The organism is Thalassospira profundimaris (assembly GCF_003326755.1).
GTDB classification, from domain to species: Bacteria; Pseudomonadota; Alphaproteobacteria; order Rhodospirillales; family Thalassospiraceae; genus Thalassospira; species Thalassospira profundimaris_B.
The window spans coordinates 61,856-88,140 of record NZ_JPWH01000018.1 but is presented as its reverse complement, the minus strand read 5'-3'; the positions used below and the strand labels follow the sequence as shown (position 1 = coordinate 88,140).

Annotated in this window: 24 protein-coding genes; 15 read left to right on the top strand and 9 right to left on the bottom strand. The window is 52.6% G+C overall.

The features are described 5' to 3' along the window. Nucleotides 1-39: 39 nt before the first annotated feature. The 10 genes from TH25_RS18160 (at nucleotide 40) to TH25_RS18115 (ending at nucleotide 11,135) form a co-directional block, all read left to right on the top strand. Nucleotides 40-774: an SDR family NAD(P)-dependent oxidoreductase gene (locus TH25_RS18160; protein WP_114089717.1), complete on the top strand. Its 735-nt coding sequence runs from the start codon at nucleotides 40-42 to the stop codon at nucleotides 772-774. Between the two features lie 669 nt (nucleotides 775-1,443). After that, nucleotides 1,444-2,217: an ABC transporter ATP-binding protein gene (locus TH25_RS18155; protein WP_114089716.1), complete on the top strand. Its 774-nt coding sequence runs from the start codon at nucleotides 1,444-1,446 to the stop codon at nucleotides 2,215-2,217. 85 nt (nucleotides 2,218-2,302) lie between these two features. Beyond that, a complete protein-coding gene (locus TH25_RS18150) occupies nucleotides 2,303-3,100 on the top strand; it encodes a lysine/arginine/ornithine ABC transporter substrate-binding protein (protein WP_114089715.1) in 798 nt (265 codons plus the stop codon). 93 nt (nucleotides 3,101-3,193) lie between these two features. Then, complete coding sequence (locus TH25_RS18145; RefSeq protein WP_114089714.1) at nucleotides 3,194-3,886, top strand: ABC transporter permease; 693 nt, start codon at nucleotides 3,194-3,196, stop codon at nucleotides 3,884-3,886. Between the two features lie 2 nt (nucleotides 3,887-3,888). Continuing rightward, nucleotides 3,889-4,635 (top strand): ABC transporter permease, encoded by a 747-nt coding sequence (locus TH25_RS18140; RefSeq protein WP_114089713.1) that lies wholly within the window; start codon nucleotides 3,889-3,891, stop codon nucleotides 4,633-4,635. 72 nt (nucleotides 4,636-4,707) lie between these two features. Continuing rightward, nucleotides 4,708-6,900: a methyl-accepting chemotaxis protein gene (locus TH25_RS18135; RefSeq protein WP_114089712.1), complete on the top strand. Its 2,193-nt coding sequence runs from the start codon at nucleotides 4,708-4,710 to the stop codon at nucleotides 6,898-6,900. A 47-nt stretch (nucleotides 6,901-6,947) separates the two neighbouring features. Further along, nucleotides 6,948-8,087, top strand: coding sequence for a succinylglutamate desuccinylase/aspartoacylase family protein (locus TH25_RS18130; RefSeq protein ID WP_114089711.1), 1,140 nt, complete (start codon nucleotides 6,948-6,950; stop codon nucleotides 8,085-8,087). Nucleotides 8,088-8,299: 212 nt separating this feature from the next. Next, complete coding sequence (gene deoC / locus TH25_RS18125; protein WP_258549210.1) at nucleotides 8,300-9,139, top strand: deoxyribose-phosphate aldolase; 840 nt, start codon at nucleotides 8,300-8,302, stop codon at nucleotides 9,137-9,139. Between the two features lie 79 nt (nucleotides 9,140-9,218). Next, on the top strand, nucleotides 9,219-10,439 hold the full coding sequence (locus TH25_RS18120; RefSeq protein ID WP_114089710.1) for a phosphopentomutase: 1,221 nt from the start codon (nucleotides 9,219-9,221) through the stop codon (nucleotides 10,437-10,439). Nucleotides 10,440-10,469: 30 nt separating this feature from the next. Continuing rightward, nucleotides 10,470-11,135 carry a DsbA family oxidoreductase gene (locus TH25_RS18115; RefSeq protein ID WP_114089709.1) on the top strand — a complete coding sequence of 222 codons (666 nt, stop codon included), beginning with the start codon at nucleotides 10,470-10,472 and terminating at the stop codon, nucleotides 11,133-11,135. 89 nt (nucleotides 11,136-11,224) lie between these two features. Here TH25_RS18115 and mfd read toward each other — a convergent pair whose 3' ends face one another. Together mfd and TH25_RS18105 are read right to left on the bottom strand one after the other, a co-directional pair. Further along, the gene (mfd, locus tag TH25_RS18110) at nucleotides 11,225-14,722 is read right to left on the bottom strand and encodes a transcription-repair coupling factor (protein ID WP_114089708.1); all 3,498 of its coding nucleotides are present in this window, start codon (nucleotides 14,720-14,722) and stop codon (nucleotides 11,225-11,227) included. A gap of 4 nt (nucleotides 14,723-14,726) precedes the next feature. After that, the gene (locus TH25_RS18105) at nucleotides 14,727-15,014 is read right to left on the bottom strand and encodes an FAD assembly factor SdhE (RefSeq protein WP_114089707.1); all 288 of its coding nucleotides are present in this window, start codon (nucleotides 15,012-15,014) and stop codon (nucleotides 14,727-14,729) included. A gap of 233 nt (nucleotides 15,015-15,247) precedes the next feature. Here TH25_RS18105 and recG point away from each other — a divergent pair, with 233 nt between their 5' ends. Further along, entirely contained in the window at nucleotides 15,248-17,335 is a 2,088-nt protein-coding gene (gene recG / locus TH25_RS18100; RefSeq protein ID WP_114089706.1) for an ATP-dependent DNA helicase RecG, read from the top strand. Between the two features lie 74 nt (nucleotides 17,336-17,409). On the opposite strand, the gene TH25_RS18095 is transcribed toward recG, so the two are convergent. After that, complete coding sequence (locus TH25_RS18095; RefSeq protein ID WP_114089705.1) at nucleotides 17,410-18,252, bottom strand: DUF502 domain-containing protein; 843 nt, start codon at nucleotides 18,250-18,252, stop codon at nucleotides 17,410-17,412. Between the two features lie 197 nt (nucleotides 18,253-18,449). Between TH25_RS18095 and TH25_RS18090 the strand changes: the two genes are divergently transcribed. Further along, complete coding sequence (locus TH25_RS18090; RefSeq protein ID WP_114089704.1) at nucleotides 18,450-18,713, top strand: hypothetical protein; 264 nt, start codon at nucleotides 18,450-18,452, stop codon at nucleotides 18,711-18,713. Then, the gene (locus TH25_RS18085) at nucleotides 18,714-19,187 is read left to right on the top strand and encodes an NUDIX hydrolase (protein WP_114089703.1); all 474 of its coding nucleotides are present in this window, start codon (nucleotides 18,714-18,716) and stop codon (nucleotides 19,185-19,187) included. 80 nt (nucleotides 19,188-19,267) lie between these two features. On the opposite strand, the gene rpoH is transcribed toward TH25_RS18085, so the two are convergent. After that, nucleotides 19,268-20,137 carry an RNA polymerase sigma factor RpoH gene (rpoH, locus tag TH25_RS18080; protein ID WP_114089702.1) on the bottom strand — a complete coding sequence of 290 codons (870 nt, stop codon included), beginning with the start codon at nucleotides 20,135-20,137 and terminating at the stop codon, nucleotides 19,268-19,270. 568 nt (nucleotides 20,138-20,705) lie between these two features. Here rpoH and TH25_RS18075 point away from each other — a divergent pair. Further along, on the top strand, nucleotides 20,706-21,128 hold the full coding sequence (locus tag TH25_RS18075; protein WP_220151455.1) for a YchJ family protein: 423 nt from the start codon (nucleotides 20,706-20,708) through the stop codon (nucleotides 21,126-21,128). A gap of 235 nt (nucleotides 21,129-21,363) precedes the next feature. Beyond that, a complete protein-coding gene (locus TH25_RS18070; protein WP_114089701.1) occupies nucleotides 21,364-22,353 on the top strand; it encodes an NUDIX domain-containing protein in 990 nt (329 codons plus the stop codon). Between the two features lie 36 nt (nucleotides 22,354-22,389). Here TH25_RS18070 and TH25_RS18065 read toward each other — a convergent pair whose 3' ends face one another. The 5 genes from TH25_RS18065 to ugpE all read right to left on the bottom strand — a co-directional run bounded on the left by TH25_RS18065 (nucleotide 22,390) and on the right by ugpE (nucleotide 26,283). Further along, nucleotides 22,390-22,839, bottom strand: coding sequence for an NUDIX domain-containing protein (locus TH25_RS18065; RefSeq protein ID WP_114089722.1), 450 nt, complete (start codon nucleotides 22,837-22,839; stop codon nucleotides 22,390-22,392). Between the two features lie 201 nt (nucleotides 22,840-23,040). Then, entirely contained in the window at nucleotides 23,041-23,583 is a 543-nt protein-coding gene (gene ssb / locus TH25_RS18060; protein ID WP_114089700.1) for a single-stranded DNA-binding protein, read from the bottom strand. Nucleotides 23,584-23,651: 68 nt separating this feature from the next. Continuing rightward, nucleotides 23,652-24,125: a GAF domain-containing protein gene (locus TH25_RS18055; protein ID WP_114089699.1), complete on the bottom strand. Its 474-nt coding sequence runs from the start codon at nucleotides 24,123-24,125 to the stop codon at nucleotides 23,652-23,654. 164 nt (nucleotides 24,126-24,289) lie between these two features. Continuing rightward, nucleotides 24,290-25,360 carry a sn-glycerol-3-phosphate import ATP-binding protein UgpC gene (locus TH25_RS18050; RefSeq protein WP_114089698.1) on the bottom strand — a complete coding sequence of 357 codons (1,071 nt, stop codon included), beginning with the start codon at nucleotides 25,358-25,360 and terminating at the stop codon, nucleotides 24,290-24,292. Nucleotides 25,361-25,428: 68 nt separating this feature from the next. Next, the gene (gene ugpE / locus TH25_RS18045) at nucleotides 25,429-26,283 is read right to left on the bottom strand and encodes a sn-glycerol-3-phosphate ABC transporter permease UgpE (protein WP_114089697.1); all 855 of its coding nucleotides are present in this window, start codon (nucleotides 26,281-26,283) and stop codon (nucleotides 25,429-25,431) included. Between the last annotated feature and the right edge of the window lie 2 nt (nucleotides 26,284-26,285).

The window sequence follows — 26,285 nt, the reverse complement described above, 5'->3', positions numbered from 1 at the left end:
GCCGGTTTGTGAGGGCCGTCCACACCATCAAATAAGGAAATTGCCCTCGTTACCGGCGCCAATAAGGGCATCGGCCTTCAGATTGCGACAGAGCTCGCCGTAAAGGGCCTGACAGTGATCATTGGCGCGCGTGACCTGAAGAAGGGAGCAAAGGCCGCCAATGGAATCGAAGGTGACATTCATGTCGTTCAGCTCGACGTCACGGACCAAGCCTCTGTCGAGGCGGCGGCTGCATTTATCGGCGCAGAGTTCGATCGTCTCGACGTGCTGGTGAACAACGCCGGGATCGTGCGGCCTGGTTCGTCCAGCGATCCTTTTCCGACCGACTTTAGCTTTAACGATCTGACCAAGGCACCGATGGATGCGGTTCGTGAGGTCTGGGAAACGAACGTCTTTGGTGTCATCGCCGTCACGCAGGCGATGTTGCCTCTGCTGCGCAAGAGCAAGGCGGCGCGGATCGTCAATATAGGCAGTACAGGCGGATCGCTGTCCTGGAATTCCAGGACCGATAACGATCATCGCAAAATGTTCGGCACCTATTCGACATCGAAATCGGCGGCCCATGCGGTATCGCTCGCATTTGCGTTTGCGCTTGAAGACGAAGGAATCAAGGTCAACATCGCTTGTCCCGGCCACACGGCGACCGCGCTTAACAACTTTTCCGGGGCGCGCAGTATCGAGGAAGGCGCGCGAGAAGCGGTACGGTTGGCGATGGCGGGACCGGATGGACCAACTGGCACATTTTCGGACGAAGACGGTCCGGTCGCATGGTAGTGGTGCAAGCAGCTGTTCTCTATGCCGCAATACTTGGGTAGTTTGGTCGGAGTGGACCTTTGCCGCGCCAGCCATGAAGGTCCGCTCCGAGGTTCTTGGTTGCCGCGAGACGCCACGTGATCACGGCAGTTTAATCATTTTGTAGGGCAATAGCGTATGTTTGGTTCTCTTTTTCATCGGCTTGGCGCCGCCATTTTCCCCGCATTACCAGCTCAAAAGTGATTGTTTGCTGATTTTGACGGATCAGGCAGATCGCTCTAAAGTTGTGCGTTTTTCAAGTTATGCGATGCCAAATCAAATCTGGCCTGTCTTATATTTGAAGAGGCAGTCATTTGTTCCCCGAATCACCATGCCGATTAGTATGATTACGCTTTAATCAGTGATTCGCGCTGCCCTTAATGCAGGCAGACACTTTGTTGCGCAGAAACACGCTTAACGGCAGAATCTTTGCAAAAAACCGCAAAACAGGGCGGCATAACTGCCGGGTTTGCGCTTTTTCTTCATAGATATGTAAAAAATCAGTAGAAATACGGGCTCATCACGCGCCATTATTGGCAGGCACAGCGATATTCGGGGGAATCATCAAATGGCAGTATTGCTAGCGGTCTCCCTGTTTCCAAAATATTATGGACAAGCCAAAGATACCAAAAGGGAGCTCTTTTTATCGTTATGAGCACAGCAACACCCGCCCTTAAAGTCGAGGGGATGCACAAGAATTTTGGTGATCACGAAGTGCTCAAAGGCATTGATATGACTGCCAATACCGGAGATGTCATTTCCATTATTGGCTCTTCCGGGTCGGGTAAAAGTACCTTTCTGCGCTGCATAAACCTTCTTGAAACACCCGATTCAGGCCATGTTTATGTGCATGGCGAATTGATCAAGATGCGCGCATTGGCCGATGGCGGCCAGGAACCTGCCGATAAAAAACAGCTTCAGCGTATCCGAACCAAGCTGGCAATGGTTTTCCAGAGCTTTAATCTCTGGAGCCATCTTACCATTTTGCAAAATGTAATCGAGGCACCGGTTCATGTTTTGGGCGTGCCTCGCAAACAGGCAATTGAACGTGCCGACGCCCTTTTGCACAAGGTCGGCATGTATGAACGTCGCGATTATTATCCCGGTCATATTTCCGGTGGTCAGCAACAGCGTGCCGCGATTGCGCGCGCACTGGCGATCGAACCTGAAGTGATGCTGTTTGACGAACCAACCTCGGCACTTGACCCGGAACTGGTGGGCGAAGTTCTCAAGGTGATGACAGACCTCGCTGAAGAAGGCCGTACCATGCTGGTTGTGACCCACGAAATGGGTTTTGCCAAAGGGGTGTCAAACAAGGTCATGTTCCTGCATCAGGGGATTGTCGAAGAATCCGGAAACCCGAAAGAGGTTTTCGAGAATCCAAAATCGGAACGCATGAAACAATTTCTTCAGCGCGATTTCTGATCTGGATATACCGGTTGGCGGTGGCAGACCGGACAGGGAAGATGCAGCAAAAGCTGCCTTTCCGTTACAACAAGGGAGACTGTAAATGAAGAACTGGATCAAGGCAGCAACGGCTGCGGCTATTGGTATTGCACTTAGCGCATCTGCTGCAAGTGCTGCCTGGGACAAAGTCGTCGTTGCAACGGAAGGTGCGTATCCTCCGTTCAACTTTATTGACAAAGACGGCAATCTTCAAGGTTTTGATGTCGATTTCACCAAAGAGCTTTGCAAAACCGCAGGCGTTGAATGCGAAATCGTTGCCCAGGATTGGGACGGCATTATTCCGGGCCTGCTGGCAAAAAAATACGACGCCATTATTGCCCAGATGTCGATCACCGAGGAGCGCAAGCGTTCGATTGATTTCACCAACTATTATTGCATTACGCCGGCTGTTTTTGTCGGCAAAGACGGCATGAAGATCGAAGCCTATAAAGACGGCAAGGTTATGGAACACGCCCTTGACGGGATGGTCATTGGTGTTCAGCGTTCCACAACACACGCAAACTTCCTGGAAGACAACTTCCCGAACGCGGAAATCCGCATGTATGACACCCAGGATAACGCCCTGCTTGACCTGACGGCTGGCCGTATTGATGCAACTCTCGCTGATTCCGGCGTATTGGTTAAGTGGGTTGAATCGGATGCAGGCAAAGGCTACAGCTTCGTTTCCGACACATTTGCACCGGCTGAATGGTTTGGTGAAGGCGTTGGTATTGGTCTGCGCAAAGAAGACCAGGACCTCAAAGAAATGTTCAACAAGGCCCTGGCTGAAATGCTGGCGAATGGTTCTTACGAAAAACTGAACAAAAAATATTTCCCGAATATCAACCTGCATCCGCGGTGATTGACTGGAAAAAGGGCGGCACAATGGTGTCGCCCTTCCCTTATTGCCGGTTCTTTATTTTTCTAACCGGCATCAAGGATTGCGAGAGAAAACATGTTTGATTTATACGGGCGTGGCGACCAGATGATCGATGGTGGGCTTGTCACCATCAAATTATGCCTGACTGTCCTGCCCTTTATGATTGTTATCGGTCTGCTTGGCGCATCGGCAAAATTGTCACGCCACAAGGTTCTGCGCCTGATTGGCGAAAGCTATACCGTTATTATCCGGGGTATTCCGGAACTTTTGGTGATTTTACTTATCTATTTTGGCGGCACGATTGCGGTTCAGAAAATTGCTGAACTGATCAGTGGTGAATCCGCCCGCGTTGATATTCCGGCTTTCTGGTCCGGTGTTGCCGCATTGGCCCTGGTTCAGGGGGCCTTTGCCTCCGAAGTGTTTCGGGCTGCCATGCTGGCCATTCCCAAAGGCCAGATCGAGGCCGCCATTGCCTGTGGGATGACACCAACACAAATTTTTTACCGTATCAAATTGCCGCAGCTTTGGCGCTTTGCCCTGCCGGGGTTAAATAACCTGTTTCAGGTTCTGATCAAGGACACCGCACTGATTTCCGTTGTTGGCCTCGAGGAAGTTTTGCGCATGGCTCAAATTGGTGCGGGAACGGAAAAAGCGCCCTTTACCTTTTATTTAACCGCAATGCTGATGTTTTTGGCCTTTACCACGGTGTCACTGATTGCATTTCATTATCTTGAAAAGCGGGCCTCCCGCGGTATTACGAGGGCATGATCATGTTTGAGGATCTGATTTATGTTCTTGATAAATATCACGGCTGGCTGATCCAGGGATTGGGGCTCACGCTTCAGCTTCTGGTTATCTCGGTGATTTTCGGAAGCCTGCTTGCCATTCCGCTGGCCATAGCCCGCACCTCCAAAAAGGTCTGGGTTCAGGCCGTGCCTTTCAGTTTCATCTATGTTTTTCGTGGCACGCCGCTGCTTGCACAGCTTTTCATGATGTATTATGGCGTCGGGCAGTTAATTGCCAATATTGATGGCATTCAGGATAGCTGGACATGGACTTATCTACGCAACCCTTACTGGTATTGCCTGCTGACCTTTGTACTTAACACGGCGGCCTATGTCGCTGAAATCATGCGTGGCGGCATTAATAACGTTCCCAGTGGCGAAATTGAAGCCGCCCGTGCCTGCGGCATGACACCCTTTACCACTTACCGCCGGATCATTTTCCCTCGTATGTGGCAAATCATCTGGCCTGCTTATACCAATGACGTCATTTTTACGCTCAAGGCAACGTCCCTTGCCTCGACCGTCACCATGATGGAATTGACAGGTGCCGCACGTAAAATCGTTGCCCGTACCGCCCTGCCCTATGAAGCATTCATATCTGCCGGGGTGATTTATTTGGTCATTGTCTATGTACTGACCTTTGGTTTCAAAGGTGTGGAGAAATATCTGCGCCGCAACGAAGTCCGTCAGGTAAACAAAAAACAGCCCGTAAAAACGGGCATCCAGGCCTAACCTGATCTGTTTTTCCATGATGAGCGACCGGTGTCCTGCCACCGGTCGTAATTTTAAAGGTTGTCGTCCACCATGCCGCGTTCATCCGCTGCTGGCCTTGTTGCCCATACGCGCAAGAAAAACATGCGTCTGGCCGTCAAGCTGCCATTGCTTGTTGCCATCAGTTCCCTGATTTCCATTCTGGTGCTTGGGGCGGCCGATTACTGGCTGGCTTCCAACGATATTCGCAAATTGTCTGCCGATAAACTAACGGCCTTGCTTGATGCCAGAACATCAACGCTTGACCGGTTGCTGAAAGTAGAAAACCAGTCGGTAGAGCGCCTTGCCAATAGCTTGCAAATCAGGGAAGCGGATGACAGTTTTGCATCGGGCTGGGCGCTGGAAGGCGACGGTGGCGCCCAAAACCTGCGACGCCTGTTCATTGACGAAAACCCTAACCCGGCAGACAGGCGTGCTGAACTGACCAAACCGGAAGAGCGCACGCCCTATACCCGTTATCATAACCGTTTCCACGGTGATCTAAGAGCAATTGCAACCGAACGCCATTACCGTTCCCTTATGCTGGTGTCCTTAACCGGCGATGTGATTTATTCCGTCAATAAACGGGATGAATTTGGGCGAAATATCGATGATGTCAATTTCCCCTATCCGGCGCTGGCAACCCTTATCAAAGGTGTGATGGCCAACCCGGCCAATACGCGGGTTGCCTTTGGCGACTTCGTTCGCAATGTTCCCGATCTGATTTCGCGTTTTGTCGTGGCCCCGATTGTGGCGGATAAGGGTGATGTGCGTGGTTATCTGGTTGTCGAGCAACCGGTGACTGAAATCAGTGAAGTCACCGCCGATCCTGCCGGTTTGGGCGAAACCGGTTCGATTTATCTTGTCGGGCCGGATAAGTTTTTGCGTACGATTGATCGCAATATGACAGATAGCGCGGACCATTCCCGGGATGTGTTGACGGCCCGGCACGCAACAGCTCCGGTTGAAGCCGCCCTGGCCGGTGATAGCGGTGTTATGACCTATCGCGATGCCCAAAATATCGAAAAAGTTGCGGCTTATAGACCCATTCAATATGGGAAGAACACCTGGGCCATGATCGCCGAAGCACGGGTTAGTGAAATTATGGCGCCTGTTGCTGATCTGCGAAATTCCATGATTCTGCGCGCTATTGCCATTCTTCTGGTGATCGGGCTTATCGGCCAGTTTATTGTTCGTCGCGTCATTCGCCAGCTTGACGATGTGCGGGCCACCATGATGCGCCTTGCCGACGACGACCTGACTGCCGACATTCCCTCGACGGATCGTACCGACGAAATCGGTGAATTTGCCCGTGCCCTGGCGATTTTCAAAAAAAATATCCAGGAACGGCGCAACATGCGGCGCCAAGAAGAAGAAAAGAAAGCCCAGCAACTTGAATATAGCCAGAGACTTCAAAACCTTACTGAACAGTTTGAAGGTGAGATTACCGATATTCTGGCAAAACTCAATGCCTCTATGGGGCACCTTGATCACGCCGGGCAGTCAATGAAAACAGCTGCTGAAAAAACACGGGATCTTGGTCGTGATGCCTTAGGTCATTCCCAAAGTGCCTCAAAAGACGTGACGACCGTATCAACAGCCACGACCGAACTTTCTTCCTCTATTGATGAAATTGGCCGCAATTCGGCAACGGCCCTGACCAAATCCGAGGAAGCCGTTATCGAGGCGCGGGCCGCCAACAGTAAAATCCAGGATCTGGACCAGTCTGTTAACAAGATTGGCGAAATTGTTGCCCTGATCAGCGGTATTGCCGAACAGACCAACCTTCTGGCCCTGAATGCCACCATCGAAGCCGCCCGTGCTGGTGATGCAGGCAAGGGATTTGCCGTTGTGGCGGGCGAGGTTAAAAACCTGTCCTCGCAAACGGCCCGTGCCACCGAGGAAATCGGCTGCCAGATCGCCGAAGTCCAGAGTGAAACCGTTGAAGCCGTCAAGGCCATCGAAACCATCACCCGGACGATCAGTGAACTGAGCACCCTGACAGCCAGCATCGCGGCGGCCATCGAACAGCAAGGCAGTGCCACGGCCGAAATTTCGCAAAGCGCCAATTCGGCCGCCAACGGAACACAATCGGTAATTTCTTCGATTGACGGCGTTGCCAAAGCGTCGCAGGAATCTGACCTTGCATCGCGTGAAGTCACCCGGGTTTCCGATGAACTCAGCCAGCAGGGCATTTCGCTCAAAGCCGCCGTTGACGGGTTTCTCTCGGGTGTTCGTCGGGACTGAAATTAAAAACACGCCACCAACAGAGACACTAAATTCAAAGGTATGAAATGCAGCAAAAGCGCATTGAACTTCTTCGCCCCCAAATGGGCACCCAGCGTGCCCTGACCGTTCGCACCTACGGCACACCGGGCAAAGGCCCCAAGGCTTATCTACAGGCGGCCCTGCATGCCGACGAATTGCCGGGCGTCCTCGTGCTTCATCATCTTGAAAAGCTGTTGGCAGAAGCCGAAGCAAAAGGTGAGATCACCGGTGAAGTGGTTGTTGTTCCCTTCGCCAATCCGATTGGTTTTACCCAATATGTCGATATGAAGCCGCTGGGCCGCTTTGAAATGCGTACCGGGCAAAACTTCAATCGGCACTATCCCGATTTATGCGACGAACTTCTTGCCGCAGTTGAAGATAAGCTGAGCCAGAATGCCGATGAAAATGTTGCTCTGGTCCGCTCTGAACTGCGCCGCCTGATCAAGGAACGTCGCGTGGCTTCCGGCCCCCTGACTGACCTTCAGGATTTGCGGTTTTCCCTTGCCGAACTGGCGATTGACGCCGACCTCGTCCTGGACCTGCATTGCGACTGGGAAGCGGCCATGCACCTTTATACCAGCGATTCCAGTTGGCCTGACGCCGCCGATTTAAGTGCGCAACTGGGGGCTGGCGCCTGCCTGATTGCCGAGGAATCCGGTGATAACCCGTTCGACGAAGCATTCAGTCGCCCCTGGGTGGAACTGCGACGCAAATTTGGTGATACATATCCCATTCCAATGGCAACACTTGCCACCACGATCGAATTACGCGGCGAACAGGATGTTTATGACCATTATGCTGCCGAGGATGCGGCCAATCTGTTCCGGTTTCTGCAACGTCGTGGCGTTATTTCCGGCGATCCCGGGCCGCTGCCTGCACCAAAATGCGACGCAACGCCGCTGGCCGGGGTTGACCGCGTTAGCGCAACACATGGTGGCGTAATCGTTTTTTCGGCAAAACCTGGCGACCATGTCAAAGCCGGGCAGGAACTGGGTTATGTTCTTGACACTGAAACCGGTGAAAAAACGCCGTTTAGCAGCCGCACCGACGGTTTCATGTATGCCCGTGTTGGTGGACGTCTGGTCGTGCCGGGTGGGCTGTTATGTTCTATTGCCGGAGCAGAAGTTCTGGCGGGTAAAACGGGCAATTTGCTGACCGCACGGTAAACGATATATGCGCTCACATACGATACAGGCCCGCGCATTTGGCCGATGCCGGGCCTTTGTTATCGCGACAGGTTATTGCGGTTCCATCTTCAAATTTCGGTTATGAAACCTTACGCAGTATCCGGTATAAGATGATGAAAGACGCCCTGAAGCCGAATGGAGCCAACAGCAGCGTTGGGGCGACACAGCGTCCAGATTATTTTGAGGCAGTGATGATGTTTGACATAAAATCCATTCCGGAAATAATTGAAAAGGCACATAAAAATTCGGTCATCAATCATGATACAGCCAAACGGGCGATTTCCTTTCTGGATTTGACCAGTCTGAATGATGATGACACTGCCGATAAAATCGAAGCCCTGTGTCACCGGGCCCAAACCCCGGCGGGCCATACTGCTGCCGTCTGCATTTACGCCCCCTTTATTGAAACGGCCTGGAAAACACTGGGCAAAAGCGGGATAAAAACCGCAACGGTCGTCAATTTCCCCAAGGGCGATAAAACCGCCCAGCAAGTCGCAGATGAAACAGCCAACGCTGTTGCCGCCGGTGCCGATGAAATTGACGTGGTTATGCCCTATTGCGCATTTCTTGACGGAGATCATGATACCGTGGCCGAGGTTATTGCTGCCACCCGTCAGGCCTGTGGCCCGTTTCTGACATTGAAGGTCATTCTTGAAACCGGCGAATATCCTGATGCCCAGGCGATTTATGACGCCGCGCGGCTTGCCATTTCCAACGGTGCCAATTTTGTCAAAACTTCTACCGGCAAAGTTGCCACTGGCGCAACGCCCGAAGCCGCCGTTGCCATGATCGCCGCCATTCGCGATGCCAAGGCTGAACAGAACCTGGATTGTGGTTTTAAGGCATCGGGCGGGGTGCGGAACACGGAGGACGCCGCCCTTTATCTGGCAATTGCGGATGACATGATGGGGGCGGACTGGGCGTGCCCGGCAACATTCCGTTTTGGTGCCAGCAGCGTGCTGACGGATCTGTTAAAGACGTGCGGTTTTGGCAAGGCAGACACATCGGCAAACGATGCTGGCAGCTATTGATATTAATGCCTATCTTTGGGGCATGACAGGCGGGTAAATTTGGGCCCTGCCCTATGTGACGACCACGAAAGGATTTTGCATGGCACGCGCCATTATGATCGTTGCTGACAGTTTTGGGATTGGTGCTGCGCCGGACGCGGCAAAATTTGGCGATGCCGGTTCAGATACCCTTGGCCATATCGCCGAACTGTGCGCCAAGGGCCAGGCCGATACCAATTTTCGCAAAGGGCCGTTGAATGTGCCAAACATGACAGCCCTTGGTCTTGGCGAGGCCGCGCGCGACGTTAGCGGGCATATTCCCCCGGGGTTGGAACATGGTGGCGCCATTATCGGGGCCTATGGCTTTGCCCGCGAAATTTCGCGCGGTAAGGATACACCCAGCGGTCACTGGGAAATTGCCGGTGTGCCGGTCGATTTTGACTGGGGCTATTTCCCCGCCGAAGTCCCGACCTTCCCGGCAGAGCTCACTGACGAACTGATCAAACGAACCGGCATTCCCGGTATTCTGGGTAATTGCCACGCTTCGGGCACCGAAATCATTGCCCGTCTTGGCGAAGAACATATCCGTACCGGCAAGCCAATTTGTTATACCTCGGCCGATAGCGTGTTTCAGATTGCCGCCCACGAAGATCATTTTGGTCTGGACCGTTTGATGGAAGTTTGTGAAACCGCTTTCACTCTGGTCGAGCCCTATAATATCGGCCGCGTTATTGCACGACCTTTTGTTGGCTCGTCCCCGACCGATTTCAAACGTACGGCCAACCGTCGTGACCTTGCAGTACCGCCGCCCCACCCGACCCTGCTGGATATTTTTACCAAGGCGGGTGGCACGGTGATTTCGGTGGGTAAAATCGCCGATATTTACGCCCAGCGCGGGATTAGCAAAAAGGTCAAGGCCGCAGGCAACATGGCCCTGTTTGATGCCATGATGGGCGAAATTGAACAGGCCCCCGATAATAGCCTGGTTTTCACCAATCTGGTCGATTTTGACATGGAATTTGGCCATCGCCGCGATGTGCCAGGCTATGCCAACGCACTTGAGGAATTTGATGCCCGCCTGCCTGAATTGCGTGCGGCATTAAAACCGGGTGATCTGGTGATTATCACCGCCGATCATGGCTGTGATCCAACCTGGCGGGGCAATGACCATACCCGCGAGGTCGTGCCCATATTGGCATTTGGCCCGGCCATTGCGCCCGGCCCGATTGGCGGACGCGATACCTTTGCCGATATTGGCCAAACCGTTGCCGACCACCTTGGGGTCAAACTTGACCACGGCACGTCATTTCTGCACGGTTAAGGCCGGTATTTAAAAGAAAGGATCACGGTCATGCAGCTTTCCGCCATGCGCATCGAAGCGATTGTCGATACTGTGTGTCCGTGGTGCTATATCGGCAAGAAACGCTTGGAAAAGGCCCTAACAAAGGAAAACCTTTCCGGTTTTGCCATTCAGTGGCGGCCGTTTTTGCTCAATCCCGATATTCCCGAAGGCGGAGTTGACCGGCAATGGTATCTCTCTACCAAGTTTGGGGGTATGGAAAGCGCCAATCGTGTTTATAAATCCATTGCGGCGGCGGGTGCCAGTGTGGGTATTGATTTTGATTTTGATGCCATCCGCGTAACCCCGGATTCAACGCAATCCCATCGCCTGATTTACAAAATGTGCGCCGAAAACCCCGATATTGGCAGCGATTTGATAGAGGATATTTTCACCGCCTATTTTTTGCACGGGCAGGATATTGGAGATCGTAATATTCTTGTCGAAATCGCGGTATCCCACGGCGCGGACCGAAGCGAGATTATCGATTATCTGCATGGGGATATGGACCAGGAATTCATTATACAGGAAAGCCGCCTGGCCCACCAGTTGGGTGTCAGTGGCGTGCCTTGTTTCCTGTTTAATGGCCGCCATGCCCTTTCCGGTGCGCAGGAACCGGCTATTTTACAACGCATGATCCGCCTGGCCCGCCAGGAAGACAGCCTGTTATTACAATAGCCATAGGCCCGCCCCCAAAACAAATGGCGGCACGTTGATGGTGCCGCCATTATTATTTCGCCCTGATACAAAAAGAATAACCTTTTAAATCAGTCCTTTGCGGCAATATCCGACAATCGGCGCATGAGGCGTTTTACACCCTCCAGCCGGTCGGTTGGTCCGTCCCAGCTTGCGGTATAGACAATTTTGTGGTCTGGCCTCAGGCGCGCCACACCGACCTGCTGCTGGATAAATCCAATCAGACCAGCCGGGTTGGGAAATTCATTATTGTGCAGCGTAATCAGCGCACCTTTCGGCCCGGCATCAAGTTTTTCGATATTTGATGCCCGGCACCACAGCTTGATCGTCACTACATCCAGAAGGTTTTCAACCTCTTTGGGCAGTTTGCCAAACCGGTCAATCATTTCCGCGCCAAACTGGTCCACTTCCTCGCGCGTGCGTAATTCGGAAAGACGGCGATACAGGCCAAGGCGCACACCCAAATCCGGGACATAACGATCAGGAATGAGAACCGGCATGCCGATATTGATTTGCGGGACAAATCCGGCATCAGCGGCATCCTCGATCTCGCCTTTGGCTTCGGCCACGGCTTCTTCGATCATTTGCTGATAAAGCTCGATCCCGACTTCCTTGATATGGCCGGACTGTTCTTCACCCAAAAGGTTTCCTGCGCCGCGAATATCGAGGTCATGCGATGCCAGGTTAAAGCCCGCCCCCAGGCTATCGAGGGTTTGCATCACTTCCAGGCGTTTCATCGCCGTGGCCGTCAGCTTTTTGCCATTTGGCAGCGTCAAATAAGCATAAGCCCGCTGTTTGGAGCGGCCAATACGCCCGCGCAGCTGATAAAGCTGGGCCAGGCCAAACATATCAGCACGATGCAAGATCATGGTATTGGCGTTGGGCACATCAATGCCCGATTCAATGATGTTGGTCGCCAGAAGCAAATCGAATTTGCGTTCAACAAAATCGGTCATGACCTGTTCAAGGTCACGCGCCCCCATTTGCCCGTGCGCCACATCAAATTTGATTTCCGGCACCAGTGTCTCAAGTTCCTTGGCCACCCGGCCAATATCTGACACCCGGGGACAAACATAGAAAATCTGTCCGCCGCGATGACGTTCCCGCAAAATCGCTTCGCGCACCACAACCGGGTCGTAAGGCGTGATATAGGTTCGCACCGCCAGCCGGTCGACCGGCGGCGTTGCGATGATGGAAAGTTCCTTCACCCCGGTCAGGGCCAATTGCAAGGTACGCGGAATAGGCGTTGCCGTAAGCGTTAACACATGCACGTCGGTTTTAAGCTCTTTCAGGCGTTCCTTGTGCTTCACCCCAAAGTGTTGTTCTTCGTCAACAATCAGAAGACCCAAATCCTTGAATTTGACACCCTGCCCCAAAAGCGCATGGGTGCCACACACAATATCGACATGCCCGCTTTCAAGGTTATCCTTGACCAGCTTGGCATTCTTGCCGGTGACAAGGCGCGAAAGCTGTTCAACACGTACTGGCAGATCGTTAAAGCGTTCCTTGAAGTTCAGGTAATGCTGGCGACACAACAGGGTTGTTGGTGCCACAACCGCCACCTGCTTGCCTGACATGACTGCGGCAAAGGCGGCTCGCAGGGCGACTTCGGTTTTGCCAAAGCCCACATCGCCACATACCAGGCGATCCATCGGCTTGCCTGCCGTCAAATCACCCAGGGTATCATGAATGGCGCGGGCCTGGTCCTCGGTTTCGGTAAAGGGAAAACGGGCACAAAATTCGTCATAGGCACCTTCTGGCACGGTCATTGCCTCGCCTTTACGCAAATGGCGTGCTGCGGCAACCTTGATCAGCTTGTCGGCCATATCGCGAATGCGTTCGCGTAGTTTGGCCTTACGCGCCTGCCAGGCAACACCGCCCAACCGATCCAGGATCGAAAGCCCCTCGTCGGAGCCATAGCGCGACAGCACCTCGATATTTTCGACCGGAACAAAAAGCTTGTCACCACCATCATATTCAAGCTGCAAGCAGTCATGCGGAGCACCGCCCGCGGTCACGGTCATCAGGCCAAGATAACGGCCTATGCCATGTTCGATATGAACAACCAGGTCGCCTTCGGCAATTTCGGACGCCTCGCGCAGGAAGTTTTCCGCCTTGCGACGGCGGCCGCCCGGGCGACTCATTCGGTCGCCCAGAATGTCCTGCTCGGTTAAAAACCACAGGCCTTCACGGCGAAAGCCATGTTCGATATCCAGGATCACAACGGCGCAGTGCTCGCTGCCCAGGTCATCGGTAATGTCTTCCCAGCATTCGGCATTCACAACCTTGTCAACGCCATGTTCGCGCAAAAGCGACACCATACGGTCGCGCGAGCCATCGGAATAGGAGGCAATGACGACCTTGTTATCCTTGCCACGCTGGGCCGAAATGAAATCGCGTAATTCGTCATACAGGTTCACATCAGCCCGGGCACGAATATCGCCAAAATCCCGGCCCTTGCGCGCGCCCATGTCAAAAATGCCGCGTTGGGCATTTTCCTCTTCAACATAGGGCGATAAATCCATCACCAGCCGACCGGCCAGATTACGCTCCAGCTCTGCCCTATCCAGATACAGGCGTTCTGGCGGCACGGGTTTATAAACGCTATCGCCCGAAAGGCCGCCGCCCTTGATGTTCTGGCGGGCCTGATAATAATCGTCGATCATTTCAAGACGGTTATCGACTGCCTCGTCCACCTGATGATCAAGGCTGACAATCGCGTCGGGCATATATGTAAACAGGGTATCAAGCCCATCATGGAACAGCGGCAGCCAATGTTCCATGCCCCCATATTTCAGGCCCGCACTGATGGATTCATAAAGGGGGTCCGTCTGCGAGACATTGCCAAACAATTCGCGATATTTGCTGCGAAAAAGCGAAATGGTATCGGCATCCAGGAAAATTTCCCCAACAGGTAACAGCGATACCGAATTTACCCGCCCAACCGTGCGCTGGCTTTCAACATCAAATCGGCGAATGCTTTCAATTTCATCGCCAAAAAAATCGAGGCGCACCGGTTCTTTCATGCCGGGGGCAAAAATATCAACGATATCACCGCGTACCGCATAATCGCCCGGCTCCATTACCTGTTCGGCACGGCCATAGCCCATACGTTCAAAATAGGCGATCAAATCGGCGCGCGAATATTCCTGATCGGTGGTCAGGGTCAGTTTACCCTTTTCCATCACATCGACCATCGGTACGCGCTGCATGACGGCCGCGGCGGTTGTCAAAACGATGCGGCCAAAGTCACCAGCGGGCTGCTTTTTATCAGCAAGGATGGTCAGGGTTTCCACCCGGCGGGCGGTAACTTCGGCGATGGGCGATACGCGGTCATAGGGTAGACAATCCCAGGCCGGGAATGTCAAAACCTCGACCTCGCCGGCAAAAAAATGCAGGCCTTCAGCCATTTGCGCCATGCGTTTGTCATCGCGTGCGACATGCAAAACGGTACGACTGCCTTTGGCTGCGTCCAGAATTTCACGCAGCAACAGCGCATCATATCCCTCCGGGACACCGCCCAGACGGACACGATCCGTGCGCGAGATAATATCGTTTATTTTATTCAATGCTTTATCGCGCGTTGCTAAGGGCGTTGATCATGGCCAGGACTTCGGTGTCATAGGCTGCCGGTGCCTTTTCCTTGCCGGTGGCCCATTTAAAAAAGTCGGCATCGGGCACTTCGACAATCAGGGCTTCAAATTCGTCAAGCTGGCGGGCATTGAGGGTCGCCAAATGGGCTTCCATAAAACGGCCGACCAGAATGTCGTTTTCCTTGGTCCCGCGATGCGCACCGCGAAATTGCAGTTTCTTGCGCCGCAATTCCAATTCATTTTCATGGTCAGTGTCGTGGTTGCTCATGAACCCTATTCTCCTGTCACTGTTTTCGCGCCTGCTTTCATATGGCACGATGGCGCTTTGCGGCAATGGCATGCTTTGTACGGTAAAATCCGGATTTGGTCCATGCCGTGCACAATTGTTTTGCCCCTGGATGCCAACTCGGAGGTTGCGAGCGTGAAAATATGCTGTATACCGAACAGAAACAAGCCTTTGTTCTTATAATGTTCCATTTCTGAGTTTCAAGTCACAAGCCGATGCGCCCCGAAATTCTGTTTCCCCTTTTTGCCGAAATCAATACCCTGCCCGGTATCGGACCGCGGTTAAAACCGCTGGTGGAGCGACTTATTGGGGGCGAACATCTGGTGGATTTGCTGTGGCATTTGCCATCCGGGTTGATTGACAGGCGTTTTTCCCCGCCTTTGGCCGAAACCATTGATGGCACCATTGTAACCCTTGATGTTGTGGTGGAGCGGCACGAACCTGCCCCGGACCGCAGGCGTCCCTATCGTATTGTGTGCCGCACCGACGATGGCTTTATCACGCTGGTGTTTTTTAACGCCCGCGCCAAGTATTTGAATGACATGCTGCCGGAGGGTGAAAAGCGCATCGTTTCCGGCAAGATTGATCATTATCGCGGCGAATATCAAATCACCCACCCGGACCGCATTGGCACCGAAGCCGAACGCGAAAGCATTCAAACGGTCGAACCGGTTTACCCGATGGCGGCAGGTGTAACCGGAAAAACCCTGACCAAGGCCATCCAGGCCGCCCTGGGCCATGTGCCGGATTTGCCGGAATGGCATGACAATGCACTAAAGGCACGTCACGGCTGGCCGGATTTCAAAACCGCGCTTTATCAAGTCCATAAGCCGGAAGATGAAAGTGATTTATTACCGGATCATGCCGCGCGGGCGCGACTTGCCTATGATGAATTGCTGGCAAACCAACTGGCCTTGACACTGATCCGGGCAAAGATGAAAAAGCTGGGCGGTCGCTCCATTCAGGGTGATGGCCGGTTGCGAAACTTGCTGGCACAACAATTGCCCTTTGCCCTGACCGGGGCGCAAAAACGCGCGCTGGCTGATATTAACGAAGATATGGCCAGCACGGGCCGTATGCTGCGCCTGCTGCAGGGGGATGTTGGCTCGGGCAAAACGGTTGTCGCCTTGATGGCGATGTTAAATGCCGTTGAAACCGGACGACAGGCCGCCCTGATGGCCCCGACCGAAATTTTGGCCCGGCAGCATTTTGAAACCATTGCCCCGATGCTGGAAAAAATCGGCATCACCTGCACCCTCTTGACTGGTCGGGATAAAGGCAAGGCGCGGCAAAAAATCCTCGACGGATTGGCAAGCGGTGAATTTTCCGTGGCCGTGGGCACCCACGCCCTGTTTCAGGAAAGTGTCGCCTTTCATGATCTGGCCTTTGCCGTGGTTGATGAACAGCACCGTTTTGGCGTGCATCAACGCCTGATGCTGGCAGGCAAAGGCACAGCGGTTGATGTGCTGGTGATGACGGCAACCCCCATTCCGCGTACACTGACTCTGACCGCCTTTGGCGATATGGAAGTTTCCCGGCTGGATGAAAAACCACCGGGGCGACAGCCGGTTGATACCCGTGTTCTCTCCATCGACAAGGTTGAAGAGGTGGCCGCCGGTATTGGCCGCGCCATGCGCCAAGGGGCGAAAATATACTGGGTATGTCCGCTGGTTGAGGATTCCGAAATCGTCGATCTGCAAGCCGCCGAAGAACGCCACCGTATTCTGGTAGAACAGTTTGGCGAAGGGCGTGTTGGCCTTGTTCATGGCAAAATGAAGGGCAAGGAAAAAGACGAGGTCATGGACAGATTTGCCTACGGCGATTTGTCCGTTCTGGTTGCCACCACCGTGATCGAAGTTGGGGTGAATGTGCCCGAAGCCACCGTTATGGTGATAGAGCATGCCGAACGGTTTGGCTTGGCGCAATTGCATCAGTTACGTGGCCGAATTGGCCGTGGCAGCGGTGCGTCGACATGTTTGCTGCTTTATGGCGCCCCCCTTGGCGAGATTTCCAAGGCGCGGCTTAAAATCATGCGCGAAACCGAAGATGGCTTTGTCATTGCCGAGGAGGATTTGCGCCTGCGTGGTGCGGGTGAAGTTCTGGGAACCCGTCAAAGCGGCCTTCAGGCCTATCGCCTGGCAAGCCTGGATTTGCATGGTGACCTTTTGGCCATCGCGCGCGATGATGCCCGCCTGATTGTAGAACGCGACCCGGATTTGCAATCTGATCGCGGCCAAGCGCTGCGTTTGTTGCTGTATTTATTCGAGCGCGATGAAGCCGTTCGCTATTTCCGTTCGGGCTGATCAAAAACAAAGGGCAGGAATATGCCCCTGCCCTTGATAATGCTCAATTGTGATCGCGATGGCTGCGCCCGATTTCAGGAATTCTGTTTTTCAGGTTCCTGCGGTGCTTCCCCCGGTTCATGACGCGACACCAGCACGGGGGCGTTTTCCTTTTCGCGCAAAATATCGACATCCTCATAGGTTTTTGCCGACACTTGCGGCTTTTCCTGTTCTTCGGCAGGACGGCGGTCCACCGGGGTTACAATTCCGCCCGACATCACCATTTTGATGGCTTCTTCAACCGTCATGTCCAGCACGATAACATCCCGCTTTGGGACAAACAGTAAAAATCCCGATGTCGGATTTGGGGTTGTCGGCAAAAACACATTAATCACAGTGTCTTCGGTCAAGTTCTGAACTTCGCCCTTGGTTTCGCCGGTAATAAACCCGATCGCCCACATACCGCGACGCGGATATTCCAGCAAAACAGCCTGTCGAAAGGCATTGGACTGATTGGCAAGAACCGTTTCAAGAATTTGCTTGATCGCCCCATAAATACTGCGCACTGCCGGAATACGGCCAAGAATACGTTCATAAACCTTGATCAGGGCGCGACCGGCAAAATTGGTGGTCAGCCAACCAACCAGTGTTATGGCAATTACAACCACCAACAGGCCAAAACCGGGTATGCCATAACTTTGATAGGCGTCAGGCAGGTAAATTTCAGGATTATATTTGGCCGGGATCAGCGGCATGACAGAGCCATCGACAAATTCGATGAACCACCAGGCCAGCCCAAATGTTATTGCCAGTGGTGCACTGACCAGAACGCCCGTCAGGAAATAGGTGCGCAGTCGACCCAGAATTCCCAACGAAGGCACGGGGGACGTCGGGGTGCCATTATTATGGTCGGGAGAATCATCACGCTTGGCGTTCATTTATCACCTTTGATAGGTTGTACTGCAACAAGACACTACAAATATGTTTTGAAAGTCTGCCCGAAAAATTGTGGCATCGCTGCGACAGGTCTTCCCCGATTTGATCAACGTCACAGCAGGCCTCTTTAGAACAGTGATAGCAGCAACAGCTTTTGCAGTGCAACCAAACAAAAAGCCGCCAGAGAAAAGGATCCGTTTTGCAGGTCTGGATTGTTGAATATATTTATGATGATGACGGTGCCGTGCGCATCAACACGGCCAATATACGGGCCACGGATTATGAGACAGCCCGGTCCTTTGCCGTCGCGAATGCCCCCGCCCCGGACTTTGTCATGTCCGTGCGCCCACAGTCAGAAGAACAGTTTTTGGGACAAACCGTCATTCAGGCCCATGAGATGACGGGCAAAATTGTGAGCGACCTACCCGATCCCGAGCACGAAGATGAAGATGGCGATTTTTAAATGACAGCTTCGGCAGGTCGGGAAAATCCACTTCATCCCATGATAGGGGTTGGAGCCGTTGTCTGGCATCAGGGCAAGGTTCTGTTGATCCGTCGCGGGAAGCCACCCAAAGCCGGTGAATGGAGCCTGCCTGGTGGCGCCCAGGAACTGGGGGAAACCGTGTTACAGGCACTGGAACGCGAAGTTTTTGAAGAAACCGGTATTCGTATCACTAATATCGAATTTCTCGAGATTGTTGATCTGATTGCACCGGGTGGTGCACATGGCAAACCGCGCTATCATTATACGCTGTTGGATTTTTCGGCCGATGCCATCGCCGGCACTGCCCTGCCTGTTGCCGGTGACGATGCCAGTGATGCCGTCTGGGCCGATCCGGACACGCTTGAAGACTATAATTTATGGCCCGTAACTATGCGGGTAATCAAAAAATCGCGCCAGGCGCACGGCTCAGCAAACCGGGCTCCTTCAGCTTAAAAATGATCGAGACATTAAAAAAGGGTGGCAAGCGCGCCACCCTAAATTCTTGATCATATCCCGTCAGACCTGAAATTCGGTCAGGCTGCCTGATGCTGTGTCAGAACAGATTCCTGTAACTTCTTGAAAGCACGGGCCTCCAACTGACGGACACGTTCACGGCTGACACCAAAACGTTCACCCAGTTTTTCCAGCGTGATCGGGTCATCGCTCAGGAAACGGGCCATAATGATTTCACGTTCCCGGTCCGGCAATTCACCCAGGGCATTTTTCAACATGCCGTTATGCAGGGTCCGTTCTTCGGAATCTGCCACCAGAGCCTCGGGCGACGGTGCTTCGGATGCCAGGGTATCGAGATACTCCATGCCTTCGTCTTTGGGCATAGGGGTATTGAGCGAGAAATCACGCGCCGCCAAACGACGGTTCATATCAAGGGCTTCCTGATCCGTCACCCCAAGACGCTGCGCAACTTCACCCGCCTGTTCCGGTGTCAGTTCGCCGTTGTCGTAAATGTTAAGCTGCTTTTTGGCCTTGCGCAGGCTGAAAAACAGTTTCTTCTGTGCTGCCATGGTACCCAGTTTCACCATCGACCAGCTATGCAGGATATATTCCGTCACAGCGGCACGGATCCACCACATGGCATAAGTTGACAGGCGGAACCCTTTTTCCGGGTCAAATTTCTGGACCGCGCGCATCAGGCCGGTATTGCCCTCGGCAACCAGATCCGGCAGCGGCAATCCATAGCCACGATAACCAAAGGCGATTTTCGCAACAAGACGCAGGTGGCTTGTCACCATTTTATGGGCAGCTTCAGTATCCTGATGTTCCACGTAGCGACGTGCCAGCATATATTCCTCGTCTGCGGTCAGCATCGGAAATTTCCATACCTGGCGAAGATATCCTGAAAAACCGTCATCCTGGGGGACGGCAGGCAATTTAAGGGTGCTCATGGTTCTTGTCCTCCTGAGAGGTCCACGTAACCGGTATATCCTGAATCGGATGTTCAAACCGGAAGCGATACGCGACCCCGTAATTGTGTAAACAAAACACGTCATAGACAGAAATGGCGGTCAGGCGATGCGCCCCACAAAATGCCATTTCGCAAAGCGCCTATGCGAGAGGACGACTGAAGCAGAAAACTGTATTCATGATACGTCTCATCCTTACTCTGAAGCAAATCGACATTACGTCCGCCAAACCTGGCCGGACTGAAATCCGGCGGTGCCTAATGGGCCCCCACCCGCTTTAAGACTAATATACCTAAACCCGACTAATTTCGTCAAGATAAAAACGCGACATCTGACGTCAAATTCGGACATGATATCAGTCCTTTAACAAATATATCCGACTGGTGTACTCGGATATGTATCTTTCCCGTAAGTTCACGGTAGAAATGATATAAGGCGAAAAAAAGGCAATTTGCTTTCTGTTGCGGTCACTCTATGTTCACAACGCTGTGAGACCCGCGAAGTTCCCTTTTCTTTCCGTATTCCGCCTTCAAAAACAGGTGTCTTTGACATGACAATGGTCACAACTTCAAAACAGGATATTTCCCGGGCCTGTCCTTGTGGAAGCTCCAAAAACTATGGCACATGCTGCGCCCCGTTTCATCAGAAGGCAAAATTGCCCGCCACGGCAGAACAGTTAATGCGATCACGCTATAGCGCCTTTGTGTTTGGGAATGCCGCCTATCTGGCTGATACCGTACCAGCCGAAAACAGTGGCGATTATGACAGCAACAGCCTCGCACGCCAGCAAACCAAATGGATTGGGCTTGAAATTGTCAGCACAGAAGCGGGTGGGCTTTTTGACCAGACCGGGTACGTTGAATTTATCGCCCGGTTTAAAGAAAAGGGTCGAACCGGCACACATCATGAAAAATCGCGTTTCATACGTCAAAATGGCAAATGGCTGTATATAGACGGGGAGTTTTTGCCCTGAGAGCCCGAAAACATGTCATCCAGAACAAACGCGACATCACAAAAAATTCATATAACTCAATCAAGGATATATGTCATACGGCAACCGATACTTTTTACTTGCATCAGTATCGGTCACTGATGGTGTTTTGTTGATCGCAACACCATATTTTCCCCATTCAGCGATGTAAAACAGACATATGGTTTATATCGCACCATAAAGACACCAGACCTCAGACATCAAGGATAGCAGTGGTATGAAACGTTTAATCACCCTTTTGCGGCACGGTGAAGCTGTCACCTATGATGCCCGGGGCGATTTTTACCGGCCGCTTACCGAAGATGGCAAACTGAATATCCAGCGTATTGGGGCATTTCTGGAAAAACAGGGATTTTATCCCGATCTTATCCTGGCCTCTCCGGCCGAGCGCAGCCGACATTCGGCTGAAAAACTGCATAAAATACTGTTTCCGGCGCAAAAACCGGTCATCACCCAGGATCGCCGGCTTTATAATGCCGATGCCGCCACATTGCGGAACATTCTTCAAAATTTGTCTGATGATGTGCGTCATGTCGTACTGGTCGGGCATAATCCCGGTATCAGTGCCCTGCCCGCCCTTGTCGCGGGCGCAGACATCCGTAAAAAACGCCTGTTTCCGTCATTAAAACCGGCAGCGATGATCATGATTGAAATCACGGGCAACTGGTCAGAGGTGGGCGCCGTTTCAGGGCGTATCCTCCAACAGGTGGAGCCGTCCCAGGTACCGCAGGATTTCCCCTGGCCGGATAAAGACGGCACGGAATGGCGCAAACGCCCTCCTTACTTTTACCGGCAATCATCGGTTATTCCGTTCCGTCTTATTCCCAACAAGGATAAAGGCGAAAATATTGAAATCCTGATGGCACTTTCAAGCAGTGGTAAACACTATGTCGTTCCCAAGGGTGCAATTGACCCGGGGATGAGTGCAATCGAAAGTGCACAAAAAGAAGCGCGTGAGGAAGCAGGCTGCATTGGCATCGCCCTTGAACCTGCGATTGGCAGCTATCATTACCAGAAATGGGACGCGCGCTGCGATGTCGAGGTTTTTGCTTTAAAGGTCACGGAACTGTTGCCTGAAGCAGACTGGGAAGAATCCCATCGCGGGCGAAAATGGGTCCCACTTGCGCACGCCATCGAGATTGTCCGGGAAGACGGATTACGCAAAATCCTCAAAACCTTTGCCACGAAACTTGCAAACCAGTCTTAAAACCGGCGGCAACTGCTCCCTGTTATCTGCAAAAGCCTAAGACACCGTGTCAGCCATGTTGACATGTTGCTGCACCGCCCATTTATGAAAGGATCTCACCAGTTGCTGTTCGGCATCGTGCGCGGGAAGCCATAAAAATTCGTGGTCCAGATCAACAGGTTTGGCCGACTTTGCCAAAATTTCGGCAACAAAAAACACCGCACGTTTAAGGCGGTATTTGCCCTTGGCGCGATTATTGACATATTGGGTCGCCAAACCAAGCCGGGAAACAATACGGATTGTCCTGCCTGTTTCCTCGATGGTTTCACGGATCAGAGCATCAACTGCGGTTTCATTACGCTCGATCCCGCCACCGATCAGCATAATACCCTTGGGCGTGCGTACAACGCCCAACATACCGTTCCCGTCAGGAATAACGGCATAAGCGCAATCCTGAATATCATAAAACCTGCCCGGCTCCGGGCTGCCAAATATAGGGCCGATCACACACATATCTCCACTGGCAGTCCGCAGGCACTGCAACATCATCACGATATGTCGAAGTGAACTGAATGATTTTTCATGTCAACATACATTCACTTTGGAATGATAAAAAATCAGGCAGCACCACCAAGGATGCTGCCTGAAAACTGCCTGCCACGCCCGAGAAGGGGGGCACACTACAAATGACTACGCCGTAAGCAAAAATCAGAACGGGATGTCGTCATCCAGGTCCGGGGCGCCACTGGGGCCGGAATTTCCGCCGCCGCTGCGCGAAGACGAAGAAGAATTGCCCCAGCCTGAATCGCCGCCATTGTCATAGCCGCCGCCATAACCGCCGCCGCTATCATTGCCATAATTACCGCCGCCTGACGACGATCCGCCGCCGCCGCCATCACCACGGCCATCAAGCATGGTCAGCGTGCTGTTAAAACCTTCAAGAACGATTTCGGTGGTATAGTTGTCTTTACCGTCCTGGCCCTGCCATTTGCGGGTGCGCAGCGCGCCTTCGATATATAGCTTGCTGCCTTTTTTAACGAACCGTTCGACAACATCGGCCAGGCCTTCGTTAAACACGACGATACGGTGCCATTCCGTCCGCTCGCGGCGTTCACCACTTTGGCGGTCGCGCCACTGCTCTGATGTCGCTATGCTGAAATTGGCAATTTTTTTGCCGGCCTGCGTGAAACGGATTTCCGGGTCGCGCCCCAGATTCCCAACGAGAATGACTTTATTGACACTGCCTGCCATGAGTTATCTTCCAGAGTTCGTTGTTAGCTTGCGATTCCGTGTCAGAACCGGCGAATGAATATAAGAAGTCAGCGCGCAAATACCTGCTGCACAATGGTTTCCAGCGCTTCTTGGTCGGTTTCGTCAAACGACCCGGTTTCCACACTATCGACATCAAAAACGGCAATCAGGGAACCCTGGCGATCCAAAACCGGTACCACGATTTCCGAATTTGACCGGCTGTCACAGGCAATATGCCCCGGAAAGGCATGAACATCCTCGACAATACAGGTCTTTCTTGACGCCGCCGCCGTGCCGCAAACCCCGCGACCAAATGGAATACGCAAACATCCCAATGTGCCCTGATAAGGGCCAACCACCAATTCATTTTCTTTGACCGGATCAACGATATAGAAGCCGGTCCAGAAATAATAGTCGAACTTTTCGGCCAGCACGCAGCAAACCGTGGCCATCAATGCAGTCACATTGGTTTCGCCCTCGGTGATGCTTGTCAGTTCTTTTATTGCATCCGCATAAAGTGCTTTTTTCTGGTCGCTATTCACGATCGTGCTCCTGTCTTGCTAGGCATGGAACTAACGTTTCGCTTGCCCGGAAACAAGGACAAAATGCTCGCACATACAAACCCGGTCGACATTCAGCCCGAACATGCAAAACCACCCGCAAAAGTTACGGGTGGTTTTGCACGATTTTAATCCTGGTGACCGGTTTAAATGCGATGGCCGCTTTCTCGGTCAAACAAATGGATTTGTTGCGGGTTGGAATACAGCACCAATTCGGCTCCTGTTTCAAACTGGTGTGTGCCCTGCATCCGAATGGTAATGGCTTCATTTTTATCGCCAAAATTCAGATAAACCAGCGTTTCCGCCCCCAGGGCTTCGATGATGCGCACACGGGCCGTAATCTTGCTGTTGCTGGGAGTGTTCAACGACAGATGTTCGGGACGAATACCAACAACAACGGGGCGATTGGCCGCAACATTATGATCCAGGTCCAGTTTCGTACCATCGTTAAGCACGACATGGCTGCAATCATCTGAAACGGTGCCGTCGATAAAGTTCATCGACGGAGAACCGATAAACCCGGCAACAAACCGGGTTGCCGGTTTTTCATAAAGTTCAATCGGTGTGCCGACCTGCTCGGCAATGCCGCCATTCATGACAATCAACCGATCCGCCAATGTCATCGCTTCGACCTGGTCGTGGGTGACATAAACCGATGTTGTTCCAAGGCGTTTTTGCAGGTTTTTAATTTCAAGACGCATATCAACACGCAGCTTGGCATCCAGGTTTGACAGGGGTTCGTCAAACAAAAATACCTTGGGTTCGCGCACAATGGCTCTGCCCATTGCCACACGCTGGCGTTGCCCGCCCGAAAGCTGGCGCGGCTTGCGCTCCAGCAATTCGCTCAGTTGCAATATCCCTGCGGCTTCGCGCACACGCCGGTCAATCTCGTCTTTGCTATAGCCCCGGTTTTTCAGGCCGTAAGCCATGTTGGCATAGTTCGACATATGCGGATAAAGCGCATAGTTCTGGAACACCATCGCAATATCGCGATCTGCGGGGGCCACATTATTTACCACCCGGCCATCAATTGATATTTCGCCGCCGGTAATGGTTTCAAGCCCGGCAATCATACGCAGCAAAGTTGACTTGCCACAACCCGACGGGCCAACCAGCACGGCGAACTCGCCATCGGCAATTTCGATATCGACACCATGAATTGCCTTGAAACCGTTGGCATAGGTTTTTTCAACCTGTTTCAGACTTAACGTCGCCATTCTTTTATCCTGTCGTCACGGGAACTGATGTTTTTGTTCAAAAGATAATATCAGGGTATTGAAACGCTTTATTTTTCCGTCTCAACCAGCCCCCGGATAAACATGCGCTGAAAGATTACCACCACCAGAACCGGCGGAATGGATGCCATGATGGTCAGGGCAAAGGCCTTGGGAAATTGGGGGATCTGTCCGCCTTCATAAAGCGAGTTGTAAACCTGCTTGATGCCAATCACGATGGTGTAAAGCTGATCATCCGTCGTCATCAGAAGCGGCCAAAGATACTGGTTCCAGCCCACCACAAACATGATGATGAAGATGGCGGCAATCATGGTGACAGAAAGAGGCACCAGAATATCGATAAAAAAGCGCAACGGCCCTGCCCCGTCCAGGCGGGCAGCTTCGAGCAATTCATCCGGTACGGAGCGGAAAAACTGCCGGAAGAAAAATGTGCCCGTTGCCGAGGCAATCAAAGGCAGAATCAGACCGGTATAGGTATTGAGCAGGCCGAGATTTGAAACGACCTCGTAAGACGGCACAATGCGCACCTCAAGCGGCAGCAAAAGGGTTGAAAAGATCACCCAGAATAACGGCACGGCAAACCGAAACCTGAAATAGACAATCGCATAGGCGGCCATCATGGAAATGATGACCTTGCCAATTGCAAAGCCCAGCCCCAAAACCATGCTGTTAAACAGCATTTGCAAGGCTGTAACACGGCCTTTGGTCGCCTCGGCATCAAACAGGATTTTGCCGTAATTTTCAAAAAAATGGCCGCCGGGAAGCACTTGCAGGCCATGCTGGAACAGAAATTCCCTTGTGTGGGTCGAGGAGGCAAAGGCAATCCAGACCGGCATGATCATGAAAATCGAGCCGAGAATAAGAATAATATGGTTGGTCAGGGACCGCCATTTTGACTGATACATAA

Coding starts and splice junctions, on each gene's coding strand:
- TH25_RS18155 (WP_114089716.1), top strand. CDS start 1,444: ATGAGCACAGCAACACCCGCCCTTAAAGTCGAGGGGATGCACAAGAAT.
- TH25_RS18150 (WP_114089715.1), top strand. CDS start 2,303: ATGAAGAACTGGATCAAGGCAGCAACGGCTGCGGCTATTGGTATTGCA.
- TH25_RS18145 (WP_114089714.1), top strand. CDS start 3,194: ATGTTTGATTTATACGGGCGTGGCGACCAGATGATCGATGGTGGGCTT.
- TH25_RS18140 (WP_114089713.1), top strand. CDS start 3,889: ATGTTTGAGGATCTGATTTATGTTCTTGATAAATATCACGGCTGGCTG.
- TH25_RS18135 (WP_114089712.1), top strand. CDS start 4,708: ATGCCGCGTTCATCCGCTGCTGGCCTTGTTGCCCATACGCGCAAGAAA.
- TH25_RS18130 (WP_114089711.1), top strand. CDS start 6,948: ATGCAGCAAAAGCGCATTGAACTTCTTCGCCCCCAAATGGGCACCCAG.
- deoC (WP_258549210.1), top strand. CDS start 8,300: ATGATGTTTGACATAAAATCCATTCCGGAAATAATTGAAAAGGCACAT.
- TH25_RS18120 (WP_114089710.1), top strand. CDS start 9,219: ATGGCACGCGCCATTATGATCGTTGCTGACAGTTTTGGGATTGGTGCT.
- TH25_RS18115 (WP_114089709.1), top strand. CDS start 10,470: ATGCAGCTTTCCGCCATGCGCATCGAAGCGATTGTCGATACTGTGTGT.
- TH25_RS18105 (WP_114089707.1), bottom strand. CDS start 15,014: ATGAGCAACCACGACACTGACCATGAAAATGAATTGGAATTGCGGCGC.
- recG (WP_114089706.1), top strand. CDS start 15,248: ATGCGCCCCGAAATTCTGTTTCCCCTTTTTGCCGAAATCAATACCCTG.
- TH25_RS18095 (WP_114089705.1), bottom strand. CDS start 18,252: ATGAACGCCAAGCGTGATGATTCTCCCGACCATAATAATGGCACCCCG.
- TH25_RS18085 (WP_114089703.1), top strand. CDS start 18,714: ATGACAGCTTCGGCAGGTCGGGAAAATCCACTTCATCCCATGATAGGG.
- rpoH (WP_114089702.1), bottom strand. CDS start 20,137: ATGAGCACCCTTAAATTGCCTGCCGTCCCCCAGGATGACGGTTTTTCA.
- TH25_RS18075 (WP_220151455.1), top strand. CDS start 20,706: ATGACAATGGTCACAACTTCAAAACAGGATATTTCCCGGGCCTGTCCT.
- TH25_RS18070 (WP_114089701.1), top strand. CDS start 21,364: ATGAAACGTTTAATCACCCTTTTGCGGCACGGTGAAGCTGTCACCTAT.
- ssb (WP_114089700.1), bottom strand. CDS start 23,583: ATGGCAGGCAGTGTCAATAAAGTCATTCTCGTTGGGAATCTGGGGCGC.
- TH25_RS18050 (WP_114089698.1), bottom strand. CDS start 25,360: ATGGCGACGTTAAGTCTGAAACAGGTTGAAAAAACCTATGCCAACGGT.
- ugpE (WP_114089697.1), bottom strand. CDS start 26,283: ATGTATCAGTCAAAATGGCGGTCCCTGACCAACCATATTATTCTTATT.